Source organism: Georgenia sp. Z1344, from assembly GCF_057652375.1.
Map to the genome: position 1 here is coordinate 3,109,154 of NZ_CM172728.1, position 20,893 is coordinate 3,130,046.

Sequence of the window (20,893 nt, forward strand, 5' to 3'; positions counted from 1 at the left end):
CACGCGCACCCGGTCACGAGTCGAACGTGTGCTCCGGCCCGGGGAAGCTGCGGTCCTTGACGGCGGCGACGTACTCGCCGGTGGCGCGGCCGAGGGCCTCGCCGAGCTCGGCGAAGCGGCGGGCGAAGCTCGGCGACCAGTCGGACATGCCGGCCATGTCGATCCACACGAGGACCTGCCCGTCCGTCCCGGCACCTGCGCCGATGCCGATCGTCGGCACGCCGACCGCCTGCGTCACCTGCTCCGCCACCGGGCCGGGCACCATCTCGAGCACGACGGCGACGGCGCCGGCCTCCTCGAGCGCGCGGACGTCCGCCACGAGGCGCTCGGCCGCGCCCTCGCCGCGGCCCTGGATCCGCTTGCCGCCGAGCAGGTGCTCGGACTGGGGCGTGAAGCCGACGTGTCCCACCACGGGGATCCCCGCCTCGGTGAGCAGCCGCACGTGCCCCGCCCGGTGCGCGCCGCCCTCGAGCTTGACCGCGTGCGCCTCGCCCTCCTTCATCAGCCGGACGCCGGTGGCGAGCGCCTGCTCGGGGTTGGCCTCGTAGCTGCCGAACGGCATGTCGGCCACGACGAGCACCCGGCTGACCGACCGCGCGACGGCGCGCGTCGCGACGATCATCTCGTCGACCGTCACGGGCAGCGTGGTCGGGTGCCCGAGCATGTTGTCGCCGATCGAGTCGCCCACCAGCAGCAGGTCGACCCCGGCGGCGTCGAGGACGCGAGCGGTCATCGCGTCGTAGGCGGTGAGCATCGTGATCGGCTCGCCGCGCTCCTTCATCTGGGCGAGGTGGTGGACGCGGACCCGCTTGGGGCGGCTCGGGGTGTCGGTCATCGCTCGTCTCCTTGTCGCTCGTCCTGCTCGTGCCACCGGGAGGTCACGGGGAGGCGCCGGTCGCGGCCGAACGCCAGCGCCGTCACCTTCGGCCCCAGCGGGTACTGCCGCCGCTTCCACTCGGCCCGGTCGACGAGCCCGAGGACCCGGTCGACGACCTCGGGCGCGTGGCCGGCGGCCAGGAGGTCGGCCCGGCCGAGGTTGCGCTCGACGTAGTCCTCGATGACGGGGTCGAGCTGGTCGTAGGGCGGCAGCGAGTCCGAGTCCTGCTGGCCCGGCCGCAGCTCCGCCGAGGGCGGCTTCTCGATCGAGCTCCAGGGGATCGGCACGGACTCGCCCCGGGCGGTCGCCAGCTCGTTCCGCCACCGCGCGAGCTCCCAGACCTTCGTCTTGGGTACGTCCTTGATCGGGGCGAAGCCGCCGACGGCGTCGCCGTAGATCGTCGAGTAGCCCACCGCCAGCTCGGACTTGTTCCCGGTGGCGAGCACGAGGTGGCCCTCCATGTTGGACAGCCCCATGAGGATGACCCCGCGCACGCGCGCCTGGAGGTTCTCCTCGGCGACCCCGGTCAGCTCGACGTTCGCGAGGAACGCCTCGACCATCGGCGCGATCGGCCGGACCCGGTAGTCGAGGCCGATCGCCTCGGCCGAGGCGGCGGCGTCGTCCTTCGAGTGCGCCGAGGAATAGCTCGACGGCATCGAGACGCCGACGACGTTGCCGCCGCCGAGCGCGTCCGCCGCCATCGCTGCCACGAGCGCGGAGTCGATCCCGCCCGACAGGCCGAGCACCACGGAGCCGAACCGGTTCTTCCGGGCGTAGTCACGCAGGCCGACGACGCAGGCGGTGTACATCTGCTCGACGTCGGAAGGCGCGTCCGGGACAGCGTCCTGCTCGGGGACGACGACGCCGGGCGCGTGCCTCGCCGCGTCGCCAGGTGCGTCCGTGCCCGTCGCCGCTGCCGCGTCCCCGGCCGGGTCGACCGGGTCGGCGAGGACGAGCGGGAGCACCGCACGACCGAACGCCCCGGCGCGCGCGACGACCGATCCCGCGGAGTCGACGACGAACGACTGCCCGTCGAAGACGAGGTCGTCCTGCGCGCCGGCGAGGTTGGCGTACACGAGCGGGCAACCGAGCCGGCCGGCCACGTCTCCCGCGAGCCGTTCCCGGACCGCGCCCTTGCCGAACTCGTACGGCGACCCGTTGAGCACGAGGAGGGCATCGAGGCCGGCCCCGGCGTACGCGGCCGACGCTCCGCCCTCGACCCAGATGTCCTCGCAGATCGCGATCCCCAGCCGGCGCCCGTCGACCTCGATCGTCAGCGCCTCGGCGCCGGGCTCGAAGATGCGGATCTCGTCGAACACGCCGTAGGTCGGCAGATGCCGCTTGACGTAAGTGTCCGTGACTGCGCCCCCGGTGACGACCGCCGCGCAGTTGGTCGGCCGGCCGTGCGCGGACGTGCCGAGGGTCCCGAGCACGACGACGACGTCGCCGAGCCCGTCGGACGCGAGATCGGCCGCGAGCGTCTCGAGCGTCTCCGCGGTCGCGGCCCGGAACGAGGACCGCAGCGCGAGGTCCTCGACCGGGTAGCCGGGCAGCACCATCTCGGGCAGCAGCACGACCCGGGCGCCCCCGCGTGCGGCCTCCGCCACCGCGTCGCGGATCATCGTCGAGTTCTCGAGCAGGTCTCCGGCGCAGGGATTCACCTGGGCGATCGCGATCGACAGCGGCATACCTGTCAGGGTAGTCGCGCTCCGTAGGTGACAATGTGGGGGCACTGATCCGAGCGGGAGGAGGCGGGATGGACCGCCAGCAGGAGTTCGTGCTGCGCACGGTCGAGGAACGCGACATCCGGTTCATCCGGCTGTGGTTCACCGACGTCCTCGGGACGCTGAAGTCCGTCGCCATCGCCCCCGCCGAGCTCGAGAGCGCCTTCGAGGAAGGCATCGGGTTCGACGGCTCCGCGATCGAGGGGCTGACCCGCGTGTTCGAGTCGGACATGCTCGTGCGCCCCGACCCCACGACCTTCCAGGTCCTGCCGTGGCGCAGCGAGCACCACGGCGTGGCGCGGATGTTCTGCGACGTGCTGACCCCGGGCGGCGAGCCCGCCCGCTCAGACCCGCGCAACGTCCTGGCCCGTGCCGTCGAGCACGCCGCGCAGGCCGGCTTCACGCCGTACGTGCACCCCGAGATCGAGTTCTACCTCTTCCACGAGATCAGCGACCCGAGGCAGCCGCTCGTCCCGGCGGACCGCGCCGGCTACTTCGACCACGTGGCCCGCGGCTCGAGCCACGACTTCCGGCGCGAGGCCATCACCACGCTCGAGGAGATGGGCATCCCGGTCGAGTTCTCCCACCACGAGGGCGGACCCGGCCAGAACGAGATCGACCTCCGGTTCGCGGACGCCCTGTCGATGGCCGACAACGTCATGACCTTCCGGACCGTCGTCAAGGAGGTCGCCATGCGGCAGGGCCTGACCGCGACCTTCATGCCCAAGCCGATGCCCGGGCACCCCGGGTCCGGGATGCACACCCACTTCTCCCTGTTCGAGGGCGACTCCAACGCGTTCCACGACCCGTCCGGCGAGTACCAGCTCTCCACGACGGGCCGGCGCTTCATCGCCGGGGTCCTCACGCACGCCCGGGAGTTCGCGGCGATCACCAACCAGTACGTCAACTCCTACAAGCGCCTGTGGGGCGGCGGCGAGGCCCCGAGCTACGTCAGCTGGGGTCACAACAACCGCTCCGCGCTCGTGCGCATCCCGGGCTACAAGCCGGGCAAGTCGCAGTCGAGCCGGGTGGAATTCCGGGCGCTCGACGCCGCGGCCAACCCCTACCTGGCCTTCGCGATCATCCTGCGCGCCGGCCTCAAGGGCATCGAGGAGGGCTACGACCTGCCCGACCCCGCGGACACCGACGTCTCGACGCTCACCCGCGGCGAGCGGCGCGCCCTCGGCATCGTCTCGCTCCCGGCCTCGCTGGCCGACGCGATCGACGCCATGGAGAGCTCCGAGCTGGTGGCGGAGACCCTGGGCGAGGAGACCTTCGACTTCGTCGTGCGCAACAAGCACGAGGAGTGGGAGGCCTACCGCGACCAGGTCACCGACTTCGAGCTCGCCCAGTTCATCCCCTCGCACTGACGATGTCCCGCGGGCGGGTCGTCTCCCGGACCAGCCGGCTCCGGCGCGCCGGGGTCCACGAGCCCAGGCGCGCCGAGCAGTTCCTCGACGACCCGGCGCTCGCCCCGTACCTGGTCTCCGACGAGGTGATGGACCGGCTGCTCGGCCACCTCGCGCGCGCCGGGAATCCCGACCACGCCCTGCTCACCCTCGTCCGCCTCGCCGAGAGCGCGCGAGAGGGCGGGGACGACGACGCCCTGCGCACCGCGTTCGAGCGCGATGACGTGGCGCTGCGGCGCTTGGTCGCCGTCGTCGGGGCCTCCCGTCCCCTCGGCGACTCCCTCGTCGCCCGCCCCGGCGACGTCGCCCACCTCCTCGACCGCCACGGCGAGGTCCCGGTGCTCCACCTCGCGCCGGCCGACGAGCGCGCGAAGGCCCTCGAGGCGGTCGGCGCCGACCCCGCCGACGCGAACCCCGTGGCCACGGTGACCGGTGAGGACGGCGTCGCCGCGCTGCGCCGGACCTACCGCCGCCGCCTGCTCGAGATCGTCGCCGCCGACCTCACGTGCGACCGGGACGGCATGGACTCCCTCGAGGTTTTCCCGCTGGTCGCCGCCTCGATCGCCGACATCGTCGCCGGCGCGCTCGATGCGGCCCTCGCCGTGGCCCGCGCGGACCTGCCCGACCACGGCGCCGGCGTGCGCATCGCGGTCCTCGGCATGGGCAAGACGGGCGGCCGGGAGATCAACTACATCTCCGACGTCGACGTGGTCTACGTGGCCGAGCCGGAGGTCGACGCCGACGGTGCGCCGGTGCGCGACGAGGACGACACGATCGCGGTGGCGACCCGCCTCGCGGGAACCCTCGCGGACGCGGTCGGCGGCGTCGGGCCCGAACCCGCCCTCTGGCCGCTCGACGCCAACCTGCGGCCCGAGGGCCAGGACGGCCCGCTCGTGCGCACGCTCGCGAGCCACGTCAGCTACTACGAGAGCTGGGCCAAGGGCTGGGAGTTCCAGGCCCTGCTCAAGGCCCGCCCCGTCGCCGGGGACCTCGCGCTCGGCGAGGAGTACTGCACGGCCCTCGCCCCCTTCGTCTGGAGCGCCGCCTCGCGCGAGAACTTCGTCGAGGAGACCCAGAAGATGCGCCGCCGGGTCGAGGCGCACGTCCCCGCGAAGCACGCCGACCGGCAGCTCAAGCTCGGCAAGGGCGGGCTGCGCGACGTCGAGTTCACCGTCCAGCTCCTCCAGCTCGTGCACGGTCGGACCGACGAGACGCTGCGTTCGCGCACCACCCTCGAGGCACTCGCCGCCCTCGCCGAGGGCGGGTACGTCGCGCGGACCGACGCCGCCGCGCTCGACCACCACTACCGGTTCCTCCGCGTGCTCGAGCACCGGATGCAGCTGTGGCGCCTCCACCGCATCCAGGTGGTGCCGAGCTCGGACGGCGACCTCGAGATCCTCGGCCGCGCGTTCGGCGCCGAGGAGATCACGAGCGGCGGTGCCCTGGAGAAGGCCTGGCGCACGGTCCGGCGCGACGTGCGCCGGCTGCACGAGGAGATCTACTACCGCCCCCTGCTCCCCGCGACCGCGCGGCTCTCGCCCGCCGAGGCCTCCCTCGCGCCCGAGGCCGCCGAGGCACGGATGGAGATCATCGGGTTCGCCGACCCCAAGGGGTCGCTCCGGCACATCGCCGCGCTGACGGAGGGCGTCTCGCGCCGTGCGACGATCCAGCGCCAGCTGCTGCCGGTGATGATCGGGTGGTTCGCCCACGCGCCCATGCCGGACGTCGGGCTGCTCGCCTTCCGCCGGCTCTCGGAGGAGATCGGCACGACCCACTGGTACCTCGCGCTCCTGCGCGACTCCTCCGCGGCGGCGGAGGCGCTGGCGACGGTGCTCGCCACGTCCCGCTACGTCGGCGACCTCCTCCTCCAGCTGCCCGAGGCGGTCAAGTGGCTGGACGGCGACGGGGGCCTGGCGCCGCGCCGGCGCGAGGACCTCGAGCGGGAGGTCGACGCGATGCTCAGCCGCCGCGACGACCCGGCCGACGCCGTCGGGCAGGCCCGCTACCTGCGCCGCCGCGAGACCACCCGCGCGGCGATGGCCCACGTCCTCGAGCGGGCGCCCCGCTCCCGTCGCAAGGAGCTCGCCGACGTCGCGGACCTCGCGCTCGAGGCGGCGGTGCGCGTCGCCTCCCGGGCGGCGACCGAGCGGGCGGGGCTCGCCGAACCGCCCGGCGAGATGCTCGTCGTCGCCATGGGCCGGCTCGGCGGACGCGAGGTCGGCTACTCCTCGGACGCCGACGTCCTGTTCGTCCACGAACCGGCGGACGGCGCTGCCGAGAAGATCGCCGCCGACTGGGCGCTCGACGTCGCGACCTCGGTCCAGGAGATGCTCGGCGCCACGAGCGACGAGCCGGCGCTGCCGGTCGACGCCGACCTGCGCCCCGAGGGTCGTTCCGGCCCGCTCGTCCGCACCCTCGCCTCCTACGCGGAGTACTACGAGCGGTGGATCGACGTCTGGGAACGGCAGGCGCTCCTGCGGGCACGCCCGGCCGCCGGCTCACGGGAGCTGGGTGAGCGGTTCACGGCCCTCGTCGACCCGGTGCGCTACGTGCCCGGCGGCATCGGCGCCGCCGCAGAGCGGGAGATCCGCCGGGTCAAGGGTCGGGTCGAGCAGGAGCGGATGCCGCGCGGGGTCCCGCCCAACCGTCATCTCAAGCTGGGGCCGGGCGCGCTCGCGGACGTCGAGTGGACCGTCCAGCTGTGGCAGCTCCGGCACGCCGGGGACGTCCCCTCGCTGCGGGTGACCTCCACCGAGGAGGCGCTCGCCGCGCTGGAGGACGAGGGGCTGATCGACGCGGCCGACGCGAGCACGCTCCTGCACGCCTGGACGCTGTCGGGGCAGATCCGGGACGCCGTCGTCCAGGTCGGGGGGCGGACGAGCGGGCCGAAGATCGACGTCCTCCCGCACGGGGTGGAGCGACTCGAGACGGTGGCCCGCATGCTGGGGTACGCCGCCGGGCACCGCCAGGACCTCGAGGAGGACTACCTGCGTGCCGCGCGCCGCTCGCGCGCCGTCGTCGAGCGGCTCTTCTGGGAGGAGGACCGGCGCCGGGGCCGCTGATCAGGAGTCGCTGATCAGGAGTCGAACGCCAGGTCGACGAGCCACACGACGACCGCGACGGCGATCGCGGCGAGGACGAGCGTGGCGACGAACCGCCAGCGGCTCGGCGGCCGGTCGCCCGTCCGTCGGCCCTGCGGGGTGTCGTGGTCGGTCATGGCGTGACGCTAGCAGCGCGCCCGCCGGGTGACTGGGACAATGGACGGCATGCGGCTCATTCTCGTCCGGCACGGCCAGACCGATTCCAACGTCATCCACGCCCTCGACACGGAGGCTCCGGGTGCGGACCTCACCGAGCTCGGGCGCCGGCAGGCCGAGGCGCTCGTCGCGGAGCTCGGCGAGGAGGACATCGAGTCGATGTGGGTCTCGAACCTCGTGCGCACGCACCAGACGGCGGCGCCGCTCGCCGGTGCGCTCGGGCTCACGCCGATCGAGCGCGAGGGGCTGCGGGAGATCCGGGCCGGCGACCTCGAGATGGCCAACGGCGACGCCGAGGTGCGCACCTACCTCGAGGGGATCATGGCCTGGACCGTCGACCCCGACTCCCGGATGCCCGGCGCCGAGACCGGGCGCGAGGTCAAGGAGCGCTACGACGCCGTCGTCGCGGAGATCGTCGCGACCGGGCAGGAGACGGCGATGATCGTCTCCCACGGGGCGGTCATCGTCTCCTGGGCGGCGAGCACGGTCGAGGTCCCGCGCGAGTTCCTCGGGCGCTCGATCTCGAACACCGGCGTCGTCATCATCGAGGGCGACCCCACGGACGGGTGGCAGCTCGTGCGGTGGGAGTCCCGCGCCCTGGGCGGGCCATCAGTCTCCGACGTCGAGCACGACGGCCCCGCCGGCTACCCGGACGAGCGCCACCCCGACTCGCTCGGGGTGGCCGGCCGGGCGGCCGAGGACTGAGCGGGACCTACCAGCGGTCGCTCGTGCCGCTCGGACCGGGGCAGTCCGACTCCCTGCTCCGGGCAGCGCGACGACGGCGGGACCCGGATGGGCCCCGCCGTCGTCGGGCATGGTGCGCGGGGACGGCCTACGGGACGAGGATGCCCCGCCCGACCAGCCGGCCGCCGTCGAGGTCGTCGATCGCCGTGGCGAAGTCGGCGAGGTCGTAGACCGAGGTGTGCAGCGAGATCCTGCCCTGCGCCGTGAGCACCATCAGCTGGTCGAGGTCCTCGTAGGTGCCGACGAGGTTGCCGATGATGTTGATCTCGCGGGAGATGATGCTGATCGTGTCGAGCTGGACGGTGCCGCCGTAGCCGATGACGTAGTAGTCGCCCTGGTTGCGGATGAGGTTCGGGCCGAGCAGCTCCATCCCCTGCTCCGCGACGAAGTCGAGGACGACGTGCGCGCCGCCCCCGGTGATGTCGTGGACCTGGCGGACCACGGCGTCCGTGTCGCCGGTGGAGACCACGGTGTGGTGGGCCCCGAGGCCCTTCGCGAGCTCGAGCGCCTGCTCGGAGCGGTCGACGACCGTGATCTCGGCCGGCGTGAGCGCGAGGAGGGACTGGATGCCGATGTGGCCGAGCCCGCCCGAGCCCACGACGACGACGTGCGTCCCGGGGTGCAGGCGCGGCGCCGCCTTCCGCGCGGCGTGGTAGGCGGTGAGGCCGGCGTCCGCCAGCGCCGCGATGTCCCTCGGCTGGAGCGAGGGGTCGAGCTTCACGACCGCCCGGGCGTTGGTCAGCATGTACTCGGCCATGCCGCCCTCGGCGTTGAGGCCGGGGAAGGAGGCGTTCTGGCAGTGGCTGTCGTTGCCGATGCGGCACTCGGGGCACAGCCCGCAGGTGACGAGGGGGTGCATGATGACGGTGTCACCGACGGCGACGTTGGTGACCGCCGAGCCGACGGCGTGGACCCAGCCCGAGTTCTCGTGGCCGAGGATGTAGGGCAGCGTGGGGTTCTGGATCGGGTCCCACTGGCCCTCGATGATGTGCAGGTCGGTACGGCAGAGGCCGGCGGCCCCCACCTTGACGACGACGTCCCAGGGCCCGGTGATCTCGGGCTCCGGGACGTCGTCGAGCGTAGGCATCTGGTTGTAGGCGTGGATCCGGACGGCCTTCATGGGTCGCGCACCTTTCGTCGACGGTGACGGGGAAGCGGGTCCGCTCACCGTAGGCCGACGTGACGAGGTGCACAAGCAGGCCGGCGCCGCCCGAGCGGCCTACAGGTCGTAGTACATCTCGAACTCGTGGGGGTGCGGGCGCAGGCGGATCGGGTCGATCTCGTGGGTGCGCTTGTAGTCGATCCACGTCTCGATGAGGCCGGGCGTGAAGACGTCGCCCTCGGTGAGGTAGTCGTTGTCGGCCTCCAGCGCGCGCAGGGCCTCGGACAGCGACTCCGGGACCTGCTCGATCTGCTCGTGCTCCTCGGGCGGGAGCTCGTAGAGGTCCTTGTCGATCGGCTCGGGCGGTTCGATCCGGTTCTTCACGCCGTCGATGCCGGCCATGAGCATGGCCGAGAACGCGAGGTAGGGGTTCGAGCTGGGGTCCGGGACGCGGAACTCGACGCGCTTGGCCTTGGCGGACGACCCGGTGACCGGGATGCGGATGCACGCCGACCGGTTGCGGGCCGAGTAGACGAGGTTGACGGGCGCCTCGTAGCCGGGGACGAGCCGGTGGTAGGAGTTGAGCGTCGGGTTCGTGAACGCGAGCAGCGACGGCGCGTGGTGGAGCAGGCCGCCGATGTACCAGCGGGCCATGTCGGAGAGGCCGCCGTAGCCCTGCTCGTCGTAGAACAGCGGCTCGCCGTCCTTCCACAGGGACTGGTGGCAGTGCATGCCCGAGCCGTTGTCGCCGAACAGCGGCTTCGGCATGAACGTGGCCGAGCGTCCGTGCTCCCAGGCCACGTTCTTGACGATGTACTTGAACTTCATGACGTCGTCGGCGGCGGCGCGCAGCGAGTCGAACCGGTAGTTGATCTCCTGCTGGCCGGCGGTGCCGACCTCGTGGTGGGAGCGCTCGACCTTGAGGCCCACCTCGGCCATCACGCGCACCATCTCGTCGCGCAGGTCGGCGAAGTGGTCGTTGGGGGAGACCGGGAAGTAGCCGCCCTTGAAGCGGGTCTTGTAGCCGAGGTTGCCGCCCTCCTCCACGCGCCCGGTGTTCCAGGCGGCCTCCTCGGAGTCGATGTGGTAGAAGCTCGACTGCGCCGACGTCCCGAACCGGACGTCGTCGAACAGGTAGAACTCGGCCTCGGCACCGAAGAAGACCGTGTCGGCGATACCGGTCGAGCGCAGGTAGGCCTCCGCCTTGGAGGCGACGGTGCGCGGGTCGCGGTCGTAGGCCTGCGAGGTGAACGGGTCGACGATCGAGAAGTTGACGACGAGCGTCTTCTGCGCGCGGAACGGGTCGATGTACGCGGACCCGACGTCCGGGACCAGCTTCATGTCGGACTCGTGGATCGCGGTGAAGCCACGGATCGAGGAACCGTCGAACATGAGGCCGTCCGTGAAGGCGTCCTCGTCGAACGTCTCGACGGGGATGTTGAAGTGCTGCATCACCCCTGGCAGGTCGCAGAACCGGACGTCGACGAACTTCACGTCCTCGTTGCGCGTGTAGGCGATCGCCTCTTCGGGGGTTGAGAACATCCGTGGCTCCTCGTTCGCGTGCACCGGCTGTGCCGGCTGGACGGGTTCGACGCTAGACCCGGGTCGTTTCCCAGCCGTCTCCCGAGCGTGTCGGCCATGTTACGGGGCCCACCGGCCCGTCCTCGCCCGCCCCGCCTAGACTGGACCGGTGCCCGACGCCGATCCCTCCTCCGCGAATGCCTCGCCCGCGCGCGGGGTCACCGCGAGAGGCGGCGCGGCGCGCGAGGGCGCGGCGGCCGCCGCGCCCGCCGGCTCGGGCCCGGTCCGGCCCGAGGAGCTCGCTCCGTTCGGCCGGCGCGTCGCCGCGCTGGTCATCGACTGGGCGATCGCCATGGCGATCGCCTACGGGTTCGCCGGCGGCGACGCGATGGCGATCCTCGGCATCTTCGCCGCGCAGCGGGTGCTGGTCGGTGGTCTGACGGGATCCTCCATCGGTCACCGGCTGCTCGGCCTGCGGATCGTCCACGCGACCCGGGGCCGCGTGCCGTTCCTCTCCGTCCTCGTGCGCACCGTGCTGCTGTGCCTCGTGCTGCCGCCGCTGTGGCGGACCGTCGAGGGCGTGCCGCTGCACGACGACCTGGCGCGCAGCCGGCTCGTGCGGGGGTAGGGCCTCGTCGAGGTCGGGCCCGGACGGAGCCGACTGCCCTCGAGGTCAGGTGCGGTCGCCGTCCGGGCTGAGCGTCCGTGCCGCCATCAGGTGCTCGCCGTTCGCCGGCAGGCCGTCGACAGGCTCCGCTGCGTCCCCGAGCGAGATCCCGGCGAACGCCATGGGGACGCCGGCCGCGGTCCACAGGGAGCGCCGGTCCATCAGCTGCGCGTGGACGTGGGGCTCGGAGCTGTTCCCGGAGTTGCCGCACCGGCCGATGACGTCGCCCGCGGACACGACGTCCCCTCGCCGGACGGTGGCCGACCCGCGCTGCAGGTGGGCGACGAGGGCGAAGGTCCCGTCGGCGGTCCGGATCGTCACGTGGTTCCCGACGATCCAGCCCGGCCCGCCGAGCTCGCGCACCATCCCCTCGATCGTCAGGTAGGCGAGCCCCCACCCGTTCGAGCGCGCCCGATGGTCCCGGCGCCAGCTGGATGAGTCGACGACGACGCCGCTCACCATCGCGTGCACCGGTTCGCCGAACGCGGGATAGTCCTCGTTCCGGCGGAACGCCCCGGCGGTGCCGAACGCCGGACGCTCGGCGTCGTCGGGCTCCGCCACGAGGTCGATCGCGTGGCTCTGGCCATACGCGCGCGTCCCGTGGCTCGGCACCGTCGACGCCGGGCTGTTGAGCGCCAGCCAACGCCCGACGACGGGGGAGCGGACGGTCCTTTCCTCGTGCTGCGGATGCCGTCCCCTGGTCGCCAGGACGACGACGAGCCACAACGCGATCGCGACGAGCCCCGCGCGTGCGAGCCACAGGAGAGGCACGTCCTGCGGGCCGTCGGGAAGGATCCGGCGCAGGAGGGTGGCCCCGCCGGCCAGGAGGGCACCGCCGAGGAAGAGTGGGAGTCGGAGCCGGTACACGGTCTCGCGGAGCGCGCTCATCGCTCGGCCCCCAGGAGAACGGCGAGCAGCGGGACGACCCGGGCGGCCGGGACCTCGTAGCGCCCGCGGCCGGACTGCCGCAACCAGCCGGCGGCGAGGAGCTGGCGCAGGTGGTGGTGGAGCTGGCCGGTCGTGCCCAGGCCGTCGGCCTCGGCGAGCTCGGCCGTGGAACCGGTGCCGCCGAGCACGAGACGGAGCAGCTCGAGGCGCACCGGGTGCCCGAGCGCGCCGAGCGTGGCGGCGCGGTCCGACCAGTCGGACTCGAGGATCCCGGCGGTCGCGCCGGCCTGCTGCCACTCCACCGGCCGGTCGCCGGGGAGCGTGAGGGAACCGACGAGCATGACGGCGCCGTCGGCGGTGGTCGGATCGTCGTCGAGCCGGTCGCGCAGTCCAGTCAGGGCCCAGAACGCATCGCCATCGGCCCCGCTCCCGCCGGTGCCCCGGCGGTCGGGTGGCGGCCCGGCCTCCTCGAGCGCGGCGACGCGATCCTCGAGTGCGGAGACGGCGGCGCGCAGGTCGTCGGTGTCGGTCATGCCGACGAGAGTACGGACAAACGTAGAAACGTACAACCTGATCTCGTAGCGCCGCCGGGGGTGCGTGCGCGCGGGTGCGGGAGGGGTGCCGGATGAGAAGCGGTCGTGGGCGAGGGAGCCCTCGCGTGCGAGACGGGCCTCTGCGTGCGTGACGGTCCTCCGGGTGCGGGACAGGGTCCCAACATGGCGATGGCCCCGTCGTGTCGACGGGGCCATCGGTCGTGCGTTCGTGGGTGGTCGGGGCTCAGCGGCCGCGCATCCCCTTGCGGTCGGGGCGCGCCTTGTTCGGGTCGATGCCCTTGGGCACGGACTGGCGGATGCCGCCGAGCGCCTTGAGCCGCTTGGTCACCGCGGCGATCTCGGCCGAGGTCAGCTTCGCGCCCCCCAGCTTCTTGATCGTCGGGACCAGGTTCGGCAGCGGGACCTGCCCCTCGTCGCGACCGGCCTGGACGAGGTGGACCTGGGCGCCGGGGGCGACCCGGGCGACCTTCTTGCGCTCGTCCTCGAGCATGCGCGTCACGCGGTGGGCCGGCCCCTCGGAGACGAGCACGATGCCCGACTTCCCGATCGCGCGGAACACGAGGTCCTGGTGCTTGGGGTTGAACGCCACCGGCTCGTCCTCGACGTACCAGCCGCGTCCGAGCTGCCCGAGCGCCGCGGAGGCGGCGCCCAGCTGTCCCTCGACGCGCGCGTAGGCGGCGACACGGGTGAGGCGGCCGAGCACGATGAGGACGGCGATGATCCCGAGCAGGACGCCGATGATCCCGAGGTAGACGGGGTGGTTGATCGCGAACCCGATGCCGATCGCGATGCCGAGCACGGCGACGAACACGCCGGCCAGGATCAGCGGGGTCGCCGGGCGGTGCTCGGCGGTGATCTTGTAGGCCTCGGCGAAGCTGTGGTACCACCGCTTCTTCTTGGGCTTCGGGGTCTTCTCTGCGCCGTCGTCGGCGGTCTTCGGGGTGCGGGCCATGATGCGGCCAGGGTACCGGGCCCGGCGTCAGTCCTGATCGTCCCGTTCCGTGGCGGAGACCATCTTGAGCAGGAGCGTGCGCAGCGCCGCGGTCTCGCCGGCGTCGAGCGCCCGCTCCCCGGCGGTCGCCTCGCGCAACCGGGGCACGACGTCGGTCATGGTCGCGCGGCCGTGCTCCGTCAGCTCGACCAGTCGGCGCCGCCCGTCCGTGGCGTCCGTGCTGCGTCGGACGTGCCCCTGTCTCTCGAGCGCGACGATGTGCCGCGAGAGCGTCTGCTCGGTGATGCCGATGAGGGCCGCGATCTGCCGCTGGCTGCGCGGCCACGGCAGGAGTGTCGCGAGGATCGGCATCGTCGCGTGCGAGAGACCGTGGCCGACGAGACGCGCATCGAGCTCGCGCTCGGCGCGCCGGGCGACGGCGGACACGAGGCGGCCTGTCGGCCAGCGGCTCGGGTCCTCGCCCACCCCGGGTCCCTGGCCGCTGCTCCCCAGCAGGTCGCCCGGATCGTCGTCGATGTGCACCGCTCGATGGTGCCAGAACCTGCCGGTCCGGATTGCGCGGCGGCCCGTCCGGGTGCATGCTTGCGGCATTGCTCAGCATACGAAGTATGTGCCGGTGGTCCGGCGGACGGGAGACGACATGGCAGGCCGCGGCAGCACCCGCGCACGCACGGGTCCGTGGCGGGGGCTCGTCGTCCTGGCCCTCGTCGTCGCGTGGGTGGCGATCGGTGGGATCGGCGGCCAGTACATGGGGCGGCTCAGCGAGGTCCAGGAGAACGACTCGGCGATGTTCCTCCCGACCTCGGCGGAGTCCGTGCGGGCGGCGGAGGCCGTCGAGGACTTCACCGACACGTCCACCCTCCCGGTGCTCCTCGTCGTCCGGTCGGCGGACGGCGGCCCGATGGACGAGGAGGACCTCGCCGCCGCCGACGAGCTCGCCGCGTCGGCCGGCGCCGCCACCCTCAGCGACGGCCGCGCCGTCGAGGAGGTCCTCACGGCACCGCCCGTCGTCGTCCCGTCCGAGGACGGCGAGGCGGCCATGGTGGTCCTCGGCATCGACACGGCCCTCACGGCCGAGCCCCTGCCCGACGGCGAGAACCTCGTCGGCTCCGTCGTCACCGAGGTGCGCGGCGCCGTCGCGGACGGCCTCGAGACCGCCGGGCTCGAGGGCTGGGTGACCGGCCCGGGCGGGTTCGCCGCCGACCTGTCCTCGGCGTTCGGGTCCGTCGACGCCGTCCTGCTGCTCACCGCCCTCGTCGTCGTGCTCGTCATCCTCCTCCTCGTCTACCGCTCGCCGATCCTGCCGTTCGCCGTGCTGCTCACGGCGGTGTTCGCCCTCGCGCTGGCCGGCCTGGTCGTCTACCACCTGGCGGACGCGGGCGTGGTCCAGCTCAACGGACAGACGCAGGGCATCATGTCGATCCTCGTCATCGGCGCGGCGACCGACTACTGCCTCCTGCTCGTCGCCCGGCACCGCGAGGAGCTTGTCCGGCACGAGGACCCGTTCGCCGCGATGCGCGTCGCCTGGCGGGCGTCGCTGCCACCGATCGCGGCATCGGCGGGCACCGTCGCGCTCGGGCTGCTGTGCCTGTTGCTCTCGGACCTCGGGTCGAACGCCTCGCTCGGTCCCGTCGCCGCCGTCGGCATCGCCGCCGCCTTCGTCGCGGCGCTCACCCTGCTCCCGACCCTGCTCCTCGTCGGCGGCCGGCGCTCCCGTGTCGTGTTCTGGCCGCGCATGCCGCGGGCCGCTACCGCGGGGGACGGTCGCGCGGACGGGGCAGACCGCGCCGGGGGAGGGGCCCACGCCCTCACCTCGACGGCCCCGGAGGACTCCCGTGGAGGCTGGGGCAGGATCGCCCGGCTCGTCGGCCGGCGCGACCGGCGCACGTGGATCGTCACGTCCCTCGCGCTGCTGGTGGCCGCCGCGTTCGTCGTCACCCTCGACGCCGACGGCACGAGCGACTCCGAGGTCTTCCTCGCGCAGTCCGACGCCGTCGACGGCGAGGAGGTGCTCGCCGAGCACTTCCCGGCCGGCGCCGTCCAGCCCCTCGACGTCGTCGCCGACGCCGACGTGGCCGACGAGATCGTCGCGGCCGCCGAGGGCACGGACGGGGTCGCCAGCGCGTCGGTCGTGACGGAGGGCGCGGCCCAGGGAGGCGGACCTGCCGGCGGTGGGCCTCCCGGCGGTGCGCCCGCCGAGGGCGGGGAGCCGCTCGAGGTCGACGGGCGCGTGCACGTCCAGGTCACCACCGAGGCGCCGGCCGACTCCGAGGAGGCGGTGTCGACCGTCGGCGCGCTGCGCACCGCCGTCCACGACGTCGACCCGGACGCCCTCGTCGGGGGCGCCGCGGCCGGGACCCTCGACACCCGGACGACGGCCGAGCGCGACCTGCGGGTGATCATCCCCGCGGTGCTGCTCGTCATCCTGCTCACGCTGGTCGTGCTGCTGCGGTCCGTCCTCGCGCCGGTCCTGCTGCTCGCCGCCAACGTGCTGAGCTTCGCGGCGGCGATGGGGATCGTGGCGGTGATCTTCAACCACGTCCTCGACCTGCCCGGGGCGGACCCGACCGTGCCGCTGTTCGGGTTCGTCTTCCTCGTCGCGCTGGGGATCGACTACACGATCTTCCTCATGACGCGCGCCCGCGAGGAGTCGCTGAACCTGGGCACCCGGCGGGGCGTGCGCCGCGCCCTGTCCGTCACGGGCGGCGTCATCACCTCCGCCGGCGTCGTCCTCGCCGCCACGTTCGCCGCGCTCGGGGTGGTCCCGCTGCTGTTCCTCCTCCAGCTCGCGATCATCGTGGCGCTCGGCGTGCTCATCGACACGCTCGTCGTCCGCACCCTGCTCGTCCCGGCACTCGTGCACGACATCGGACGGGGCGTCTGGTGGCCCCGGCAGGCGCGCTTCCCGCACGACGACGAGGACCGAGGTGAGGCCCCGCCCGCCCTCGATGCCGCACCTGTGGAGAACTCCACGGCGGGGTGAGCGCACCTGGTTCGCTCGGTGCATGGGGCAGGGACCGGGTGAGGCGAGGCGACGGACGGCCGCGCGGGAGCTGTCGGGAGACGTGGGTCGGGTGCCCGGGTACCGCATCTCCCGTTCGCTGGGGGGGCGGGTCTGGGCGGGTGTTCAGCGCGACGTCGGACGAGCGCGGGTCGCCCGTCATCGTCTCGGTCGTCGACCTGCCCGACGGGCGGGCCGGCGACGCGCTGCGCCGGCGTCTGACGGGTCTGCGGACACGGCCGCACCCGCACCTGCCGCGGGTGGTCGACGTCGTCGTCATGCCGGAGGGACGCGCGGCGCTCGTGACAGAGGTGGTGCCCGGGGCGTCGCTCGCGTCCGTGCGCGTGGCGCGCGGGTCGCTGTCGGTCCCCGAGGTCGCGGGCGTGCTGACGGACATCGGGTCGGCCCTCGCCCACCTCGCGGCCGAGGGGATCGTGCACGGTGACGTCTCGCCGGCGAACGTCGTCGTCGACACGGCCGGCGCGGTCGTCCTCGTCGACCTCGTGGGGGACGTGCGGCTCGAGGAGGGCACGCCCGGGCACGTCGCGCCCGAGCGGCTGGCCGGGGGACCGGCGTCGACGGCGGCGGACGTGTACGCGCTCGGCATGCTCGTCCGCGGGCTCGCCCCGGGGGACGCCGAGGTCGAGGCACTGACTGCTCAGGCGTGCGACGACGACCCCGACCGTCGGCCCACGGCCAGGGCGCTCGCGGCACGGGCCGCCGAGCTCGGCGGCCGCAGCGGGGTGCGGCTGCCTGCCGGAGCGGATCTCGCGGGCGCCCTGCTGCGGGAGGGCGCGTTGCGTGAGGCGACGGCGCACGCGCTGACGGGCAGGACGCGGGCCAGGGGCCGGCGCGCACGGCGACCTGACGGACCGGCGGGGGAGCGGCGGGGTGCGGCGCGGGGCCCAGGGAGGTCGGCCGGGTCGTCCCGCGACCGCGTCGCGGTGGCCGGACGGCGCGGTGACACGGGAGGAGTCGATCGGAGGGGTGTGCGATCGGTCGTCGCTCGCGTCGGTGTGCTCGCCGCCGCGGCCGTCGTCCTCGCCGTGGGCGGGTACGTGACGACCGAGGCGCTCCTCGCTCCGGACGGGAACGGGGGCGCGGTCGTGGAGGCTGATGCCGTCGCGGAGGCGAGTGCGGTGGGGGAGTCGGACGCGTCTGGGGAGTCGCAGTCCGTCGCGGGGGCGGACGTGGCGCCGGCGGCCCCGCTCGCAGGGGCCGGCCCCACCGAGCCGGCCCCGGACGCCGCCGAGAGCGACGACTCGAGCCAGGGGATCACGGATGCCACCGGCGTCGTGACCGCCGTCGTCGAGACCCGGGAGGCGGCGCTCCTCGCCGGCGACCCCGCAGCGCTGGCCGGTGCCACCGTGGAGGCGTCGCCCGCCCGGGCGGCCGACGCCGACCTGTCCGGTGCCCTCGCGACCACGACGATCGATGACCTGTCGACGTCCGTGACCTCGGTCGAGGTGCTCGAGGGCTCCGTCGCCGACGGGCGGTTCGTCGCCCGGGTGAACCTGCACCAGGAGGAGTGGCGGGCGCGGGACGGCACGGGGGAGAGCGTCTACCCCGCCACCGAGGCGTGCGGGGTCCTCGAGCTCGAACGGGTCGGGGACGGGTGGGCCGTCGCCGACTCCGCAGCGTGCGAGAGTGCTGCCGACCAGGGCGGATAGCCTGCACGGGTGACCCGCCGAGGACTGACGCCACCCAGGCCCGGCAGCGTCGTCGCCGTCCTCGAGCTCGCCGGGATGACGGCCTCGTTCATGCAGACCCTCCTCATCCCGATCCAGTCCGAGCTGCCCGAGCTCCTTGACGCCTCGCGGGACACGACGGCGTGGGCGGTGACGATCACGCTGCTCGTCTCCGCGGTCTGCACGCCGATCTCGGGGCGTCTCGGCGACATGTACGGCAAGCGCCGCGTCGCCCTCGTCCTCATGGGGGTGCTCGCCGCCGGGTCCGTGGTGGCCGCGATCTCGACCGCGGCGGGCCCGCTCATCGTCGGGCGCGGGCTGCAGGGCGTCGGGATGGGCGTCATCCCGCTCGGGATCTCCGTCCTGCGCGACGTCATGCACCCGGACCGCATGGGCGGCGCCATCGCCCTGGTCAGCGCCACCCTGGGGGTCGGCGGTGCGCTCGGCCTGCCGGTCAGCGCCTTCGTCACCGAGAGGGCCGACTGGCACGTCCTGTTCTGGGTGGCGGCGGCGCTCGCGCTCGTCGTCCTCGTCCTCATGGCCCGGTACGTCCCGCCCAGCACGCTGCGCAGCGGTGGGCGGATCGACCTCGTCGGCGTGATCGGGCTCGCCGCCGGCCTCACCGGCGTGCTCCTCGCGATCTCCCGCGGCGGCGACTGGGGCTGGACCTCGTCGAGCACCCTCGGGCTCGGGCTCGGCGGCGTCGTCGTCCTGCTGGCGTGGGGGGCGTTCGAGCTGCGCGTGCGCGACCCGCTCGTCGACCTGCGCGTGACCGCCCGCGGCCCGGTGCTCATGACCAACCTCGCGTCGGTGGCGATGGGCTTCGCCCTGTTCGCCGCCAACATCGTCTTCCCGCAGCTGCTCGAGCTGCCGGCCGAGGCGGGCGGCCTCGGCATGGGCCTCGTCCCCGCGAGCCTCGTCGTCATGCCCTCTGGCCTCGCGATGCTCGCCATGTCCCCAGTGGCGGGCCGCCTCCTCGGGCAGTGGGGCCCGAAGCCCCTGCTCGTCACGGGCGCCCTCGTCATCGCCGCGGGCTACGCGGTGGCGGTGATCGTGCCGCTCGAGGCCTGGGTCGTCCTCATCATCAACATCCTCGTGGGGCTCGGCATCGGGCTCGGCTTCGCCGCCATGCCCACCCTCGTCATGCGCGCCGTCCCGGCCTCGGAGACCGGTGCCGCCAACGGCTTCAACACCCTCATGCGGGGGCTCGGGACCACGTCGGCGGCCGCGGCGGTCGCGGCCGTGCTCTCGCTGTCCACGGTCGACGTCGGCGGCGTCCAGCTCCCCACCGCGGACGGATTCCGCACCGCGCTCCTGCTCGGGCTCGGGGCCGCGGTCGTCGCCGCCGTCCTCGCGTCGCTCATCCCGCCGGCTCGCGCGCACCCGGGGGAGCACACCTCGTTGCCGGCGGACGACCGGCCGGGCAACCGCTGATCGCCGAGGCGGTGACCTGTCGTCGGTGCGTCGTCTCGCGACGGCGTGGCCGTCGACCGGTGCACGGGCAGGCGGCGACCGAGGGGACCCAGGTGGTGAAGGACAGCAGGAGCGGCGCCCGGCTCAGCGACCCACGAGCGCCCGCGCTGCCGAGGCCACGTCCGGGTGCGCGAACTCGAACCCGTCACCGATCAGGGCGGCCGGACGCATCCGCTGCGAGGCGAGGACGTCGCCGGCGAACTCACCGAGGACCGCGCGCAGGGCGAGACCCGGCGCCGGGACGACGGACAGTCGGTGCAGCTCGCCCGCGAGGGCGGCGACGACCTCGCGCTGACGCGCCTCGCCCGGTGCGGCGAGGTTGACGGGGCCGGTCAGGTCGGAGTCGGCGAGGTGGAGCTGCGCGCCCACGTGGTCGGTCACGGTGATCCAGGACCACCACTGGCGTCCGCTGCCGAGGGGGCCGCCGAGACCGGCGCGCAGGAGCGGCATCATCCGGCCGAGCGCCCCTCCGCCGGTGGCGAGGACGATCCCGGTGCGCAGGTAGACGGTCGAGATCCCGGCGTCGAGCGCCGGACGCGTGGCGGCCTCCCACGAGGCTGCCAGGTCGCTCGTGAAGCCGGCCCCGCGGGAGGAGGACTCGGTGAGGACCTCCTCGCCGCGGTCGCCGTAGTAGCCCACGGCGCTGCCCTGGAGGTACCGGACGCCGGGGGAGACGCGGCCCTCGCGCACGCCGCGGGCGAGCGCGGTGGCCAGCAGCGCGGTCGAGGACGTGCGCGAGAGCAGCACCGTGGCCTTGTACGCATCGGTCCAGCGCCGGTCGCCGAGCCCGGCACCGGCGAGGTTGACCACGAGGTCCGCGCCGTCGAGCGCGGACGCATCGAGCACGCCGCCCGAGGGGTCCCACACGGCGTCGTCGGCGCCGGGCGCCCCGGACCCGTGGCGGAGCAGCCGGCGCACCCGCCACCTCCGGGCGTGGAGCGCCTCGACGAGGGCGCTCCCGATGAGCCCGGAAGAGCCCGCGACGACGGCGAGCCGTCCGTCGCCGTCGTACTCGCCCGTCGGCCGCGTGGTCATC

At 73.8% G+C, this 20,893-nt stretch carries 17 protein-coding genes; 7 read left to right on the forward strand and 10 right to left on the reverse strand.

What is annotated here, in order from left to right:
• Positions 1-13 precede the first annotated feature (13 nt).
• Entirely contained in the window at positions 14-835 is an 822-nt protein-coding gene (gene panB, locus AC24FB_RS14170; RefSeq protein ID WP_425713283.1) for a 3-methyl-2-oxobutanoate hydroxymethyltransferase, read from the reverse strand.
• Entirely contained in the window at positions 832-2,565 is a 1,734-nt protein-coding gene (locus AC24FB_RS14175; protein ID WP_425713284.1) for an NAD+ synthase, read from the reverse strand. The genes panB and AC24FB_RS14175 overlap by 4 nt, the downstream gene beginning before the upstream one ends.
• 68 nt (positions 2,566-2,633) lie before the next feature.
• Between AC24FB_RS14175 and AC24FB_RS14180 the strand changes: the two genes are divergently transcribed.
• Together AC24FB_RS14180 and AC24FB_RS14185 are read left to right on the forward strand one after the other, a co-directional pair.
• On the forward strand, positions 2,634-3,971 hold the full coding sequence (locus AC24FB_RS14180; RefSeq protein ID WP_425713285.1) for a glutamine synthetase family protein: 1,338 nt from the start codon (positions 2,634-2,636) through the stop codon (positions 3,969-3,971).
• 2 nt (positions 3,972-3,973) lie between these two features.
• A complete protein-coding gene (locus AC24FB_RS14185; RefSeq protein WP_425713286.1) occupies positions 3,974-7,072 on the forward strand; it encodes a bifunctional [glutamine synthetase] adenylyltransferase/[glutamine synthetase]-adenylyl-L-tyrosine phosphorylase in 3,099 nt (1,032 codons plus the stop codon).
• 14 nt (positions 7,073-7,086) lie between these two features.
• On the opposite strand, the gene AC24FB_RS14190 is transcribed toward AC24FB_RS14185, so the two are convergent.
• A complete protein-coding gene (locus AC24FB_RS14190; protein WP_425713287.1) occupies positions 7,087-7,227 on the reverse strand; it encodes a hypothetical protein in 141 nt (46 codons plus the stop codon).
• A gap of 49 nt (positions 7,228-7,276) precedes the next feature.
• Between AC24FB_RS14190 and AC24FB_RS14195 the strand changes: the two genes are divergently transcribed.
• Positions 7,277-7,972 (forward strand): histidine phosphatase family protein, encoded by a 696-nt coding sequence (locus AC24FB_RS14195; protein WP_425713288.1) that lies wholly within the window; start codon positions 7,277-7,279, stop codon positions 7,970-7,972.
• A 127-nt stretch (positions 7,973-8,099) separates the two neighbouring features.
• Here AC24FB_RS14195 and AC24FB_RS14200 read toward each other — a convergent pair whose 3' ends face one another.
• Positions 8,100-9,131 carry an NAD(P)-dependent alcohol dehydrogenase gene (locus AC24FB_RS14200; RefSeq protein ID WP_425713289.1) on the reverse strand — a complete coding sequence of 344 codons (1,032 nt, stop codon included), beginning with the start codon at positions 9,129-9,131 and terminating at the stop codon, positions 8,100-8,102.
• Positions 9,132-9,230: 99 nt separating this feature from the next.
• Positions 9,231-10,655, reverse strand: coding sequence for a type I glutamate--ammonia ligase (gene glnA / locus AC24FB_RS14205; protein ID WP_425713290.1), 1,425 nt, complete (start codon positions 10,653-10,655; stop codon positions 9,231-9,233).
• Positions 10,656-10,803: 148 nt separating this feature from the next.
• On the opposite strand from glnA, the gene AC24FB_RS14210 reads away from it, so the two are divergent.
• Positions 10,804-11,262 (forward strand): RDD family protein, encoded by a 459-nt coding sequence (locus AC24FB_RS14210; RefSeq protein ID WP_425713291.1) that lies wholly within the window; start codon positions 10,804-10,806, stop codon positions 11,260-11,262.
• Positions 11,263-11,307: 45 nt separating this feature from the next.
• Here the strand turns inward: AC24FB_RS14210 and AC24FB_RS14215 are convergent, their stop codons facing one another.
• The 4 genes from AC24FB_RS14215 to AC24FB_RS14230 form a co-directional block, all read right to left on the reverse strand.
• Positions 11,308-12,189: a M23 family metallopeptidase gene (locus tag AC24FB_RS14215; protein ID WP_425713292.1), complete on the reverse strand. Its 882-nt coding sequence runs from the start codon at positions 12,187-12,189 to the stop codon at positions 11,308-11,310.
• Positions 12,186-12,722 carry an ArsR family transcriptional regulator gene (locus AC24FB_RS14220; protein ID WP_425713293.1) on the reverse strand — a complete coding sequence of 179 codons (537 nt, stop codon included), beginning with the start codon at positions 12,720-12,722 and terminating at the stop codon, positions 12,186-12,188. The genes AC24FB_RS14215 and AC24FB_RS14220 overlap by 4 nt, the downstream gene beginning before the upstream one ends.
• A 244-nt stretch (positions 12,723-12,966) precedes the next feature.
• Positions 12,967-13,695 (reverse strand): DUF4191 domain-containing protein, encoded by a 729-nt coding sequence (locus tag AC24FB_RS14225; protein WP_425713294.1) that lies wholly within the window; start codon positions 13,693-13,695, stop codon positions 12,967-12,969.
• A gap of 27 nt (positions 13,696-13,722) precedes the next feature.
• On the reverse strand, positions 13,723-14,217 hold the full coding sequence (locus tag AC24FB_RS14230) for a MarR family winged helix-turn-helix transcriptional regulator (RefSeq protein WP_425713295.1): 495 nt from the start codon (positions 14,215-14,217) through the stop codon (positions 13,723-13,725).
• Positions 14,218-14,335: 118 nt separating this feature from the next.
• Between AC24FB_RS14230 and AC24FB_RS14235 the strand changes: the two genes are divergently transcribed.
• The 3 genes from AC24FB_RS14235 (at position 14,336) to AC24FB_RS14245 (ending at position 19,818) form a co-directional block, all read left to right on the forward strand.
• On the forward strand, positions 14,336-16,678 hold the full coding sequence (locus tag AC24FB_RS14235) for an MMPL family transporter (protein ID WP_425713296.1): 2,343 nt from the start codon (positions 14,336-14,338) through the stop codon (positions 16,676-16,678).
• A gap of 140 nt (positions 16,679-16,818) precedes the next feature.
• On the forward strand, positions 16,819-18,366 hold the full coding sequence (locus AC24FB_RS14240) for a protein kinase domain-containing protein (RefSeq protein WP_487560314.1): 1,548 nt from the start codon (positions 16,819-16,821) through the stop codon (positions 18,364-18,366).
• Between the two features lie 75 nt (positions 18,367-18,441).
• A complete protein-coding gene (locus AC24FB_RS14245) occupies positions 18,442-19,818 on the forward strand; it encodes an MFS transporter (protein ID WP_425713492.1) in 1,377 nt (458 codons plus the stop codon).
• A 123-nt stretch (positions 19,819-19,941) separates the two neighbouring features.
• On the opposite strand, the gene AC24FB_RS14250 is transcribed toward AC24FB_RS14245, so the two are convergent.
• The gene (locus AC24FB_RS14250) at positions 19,942-20,892 is read right to left on the reverse strand and encodes a TIGR01777 family oxidoreductase (RefSeq protein ID WP_425713298.1); all 951 of its coding nucleotides are present in this window, start codon (positions 20,890-20,892) and stop codon (positions 19,942-19,944) included.
• Position 20,893 lies beyond the last annotated feature (1 nt).

Bases quoted from the DNA above. Each gene is read 5' to 3' on its own strand.
- AC24FB_RS14200 (WP_425713289.1), bottom strand. From the start codon at position 9,131: ATGAAGGCCGTCCGGATCCACGCCTACAACCAGATGCCTACGCTCGAC.
- AC24FB_RS14220 (WP_425713293.1), bottom strand. From the start codon at position 12,722: ATGACCGACACCGACGACCTGCGCGCCGCCGTCTCCGCACTCGAGGAT.
- panB (WP_425713283.1), bottom strand. From the start codon at position 835: ATGACCGACACCCCGAGCCGCCCCAAGCGGGTCCGCGTCCACCACCTC.
- AC24FB_RS14245 (WP_425713492.1), top strand. From the start codon at position 18,442: ATGACGGCCTCGTTCATGCAGACCCTCCTCATCCCGATCCAGTCCGAG.
- AC24FB_RS14175 (WP_425713284.1), bottom strand. From the start codon at position 2,565: ATGCCGCTGTCGATCGCGATCGCCCAGGTGAATCCCTGCGCCGGAGAC.
- glnA (WP_425713290.1), bottom strand. From the start codon at position 10,655: ATGTTCTCAACCCCCGAAGAGGCGATCGCCTACACGCGCAACGAGGAC.
- AC24FB_RS14250 (WP_425713298.1), bottom strand. From the start codon at position 20,892: ATGACCACGCGGCCGACGGGCGAGTACGACGGCGACGGACGGCTCGCC.
- AC24FB_RS14180 (WP_425713285.1), top strand. From the start codon at position 2,634: ATGGACCGCCAGCAGGAGTTCGTGCTGCGCACGGTCGAGGAACGCGAC.
- AC24FB_RS14235 (WP_425713296.1), top strand. From the start codon at position 14,336: ATGGCAGGCCGCGGCAGCACCCGCGCACGCACGGGTCCGTGGCGGGGG.
- AC24FB_RS14185 (WP_425713286.1), top strand. From the start codon at position 3,974: ATGTCCCGCGGGCGGGTCGTCTCCCGGACCAGCCGGCTCCGGCGCGCC.
- AC24FB_RS14195 (WP_425713288.1), top strand. From the start codon at position 7,277: ATGCGGCTCATTCTCGTCCGGCACGGCCAGACCGATTCCAACGTCATC.
- AC24FB_RS14190 (WP_425713287.1), bottom strand. From the start codon at position 7,227: ATGACCGACCACGACACCCCGCAGGGCCGACGGACGGGCGACCGGCCG.
- AC24FB_RS14215 (WP_425713292.1), bottom strand. From the start codon at position 12,189: ATGAGCGCGCTCCGCGAGACCGTGTACCGGCTCCGACTCCCACTCTTC.
- AC24FB_RS14225 (WP_425713294.1), bottom strand. From the start codon at position 13,695: ATGGCCCGCACCCCGAAGACCGCCGACGACGGCGCAGAGAAGACCCCG.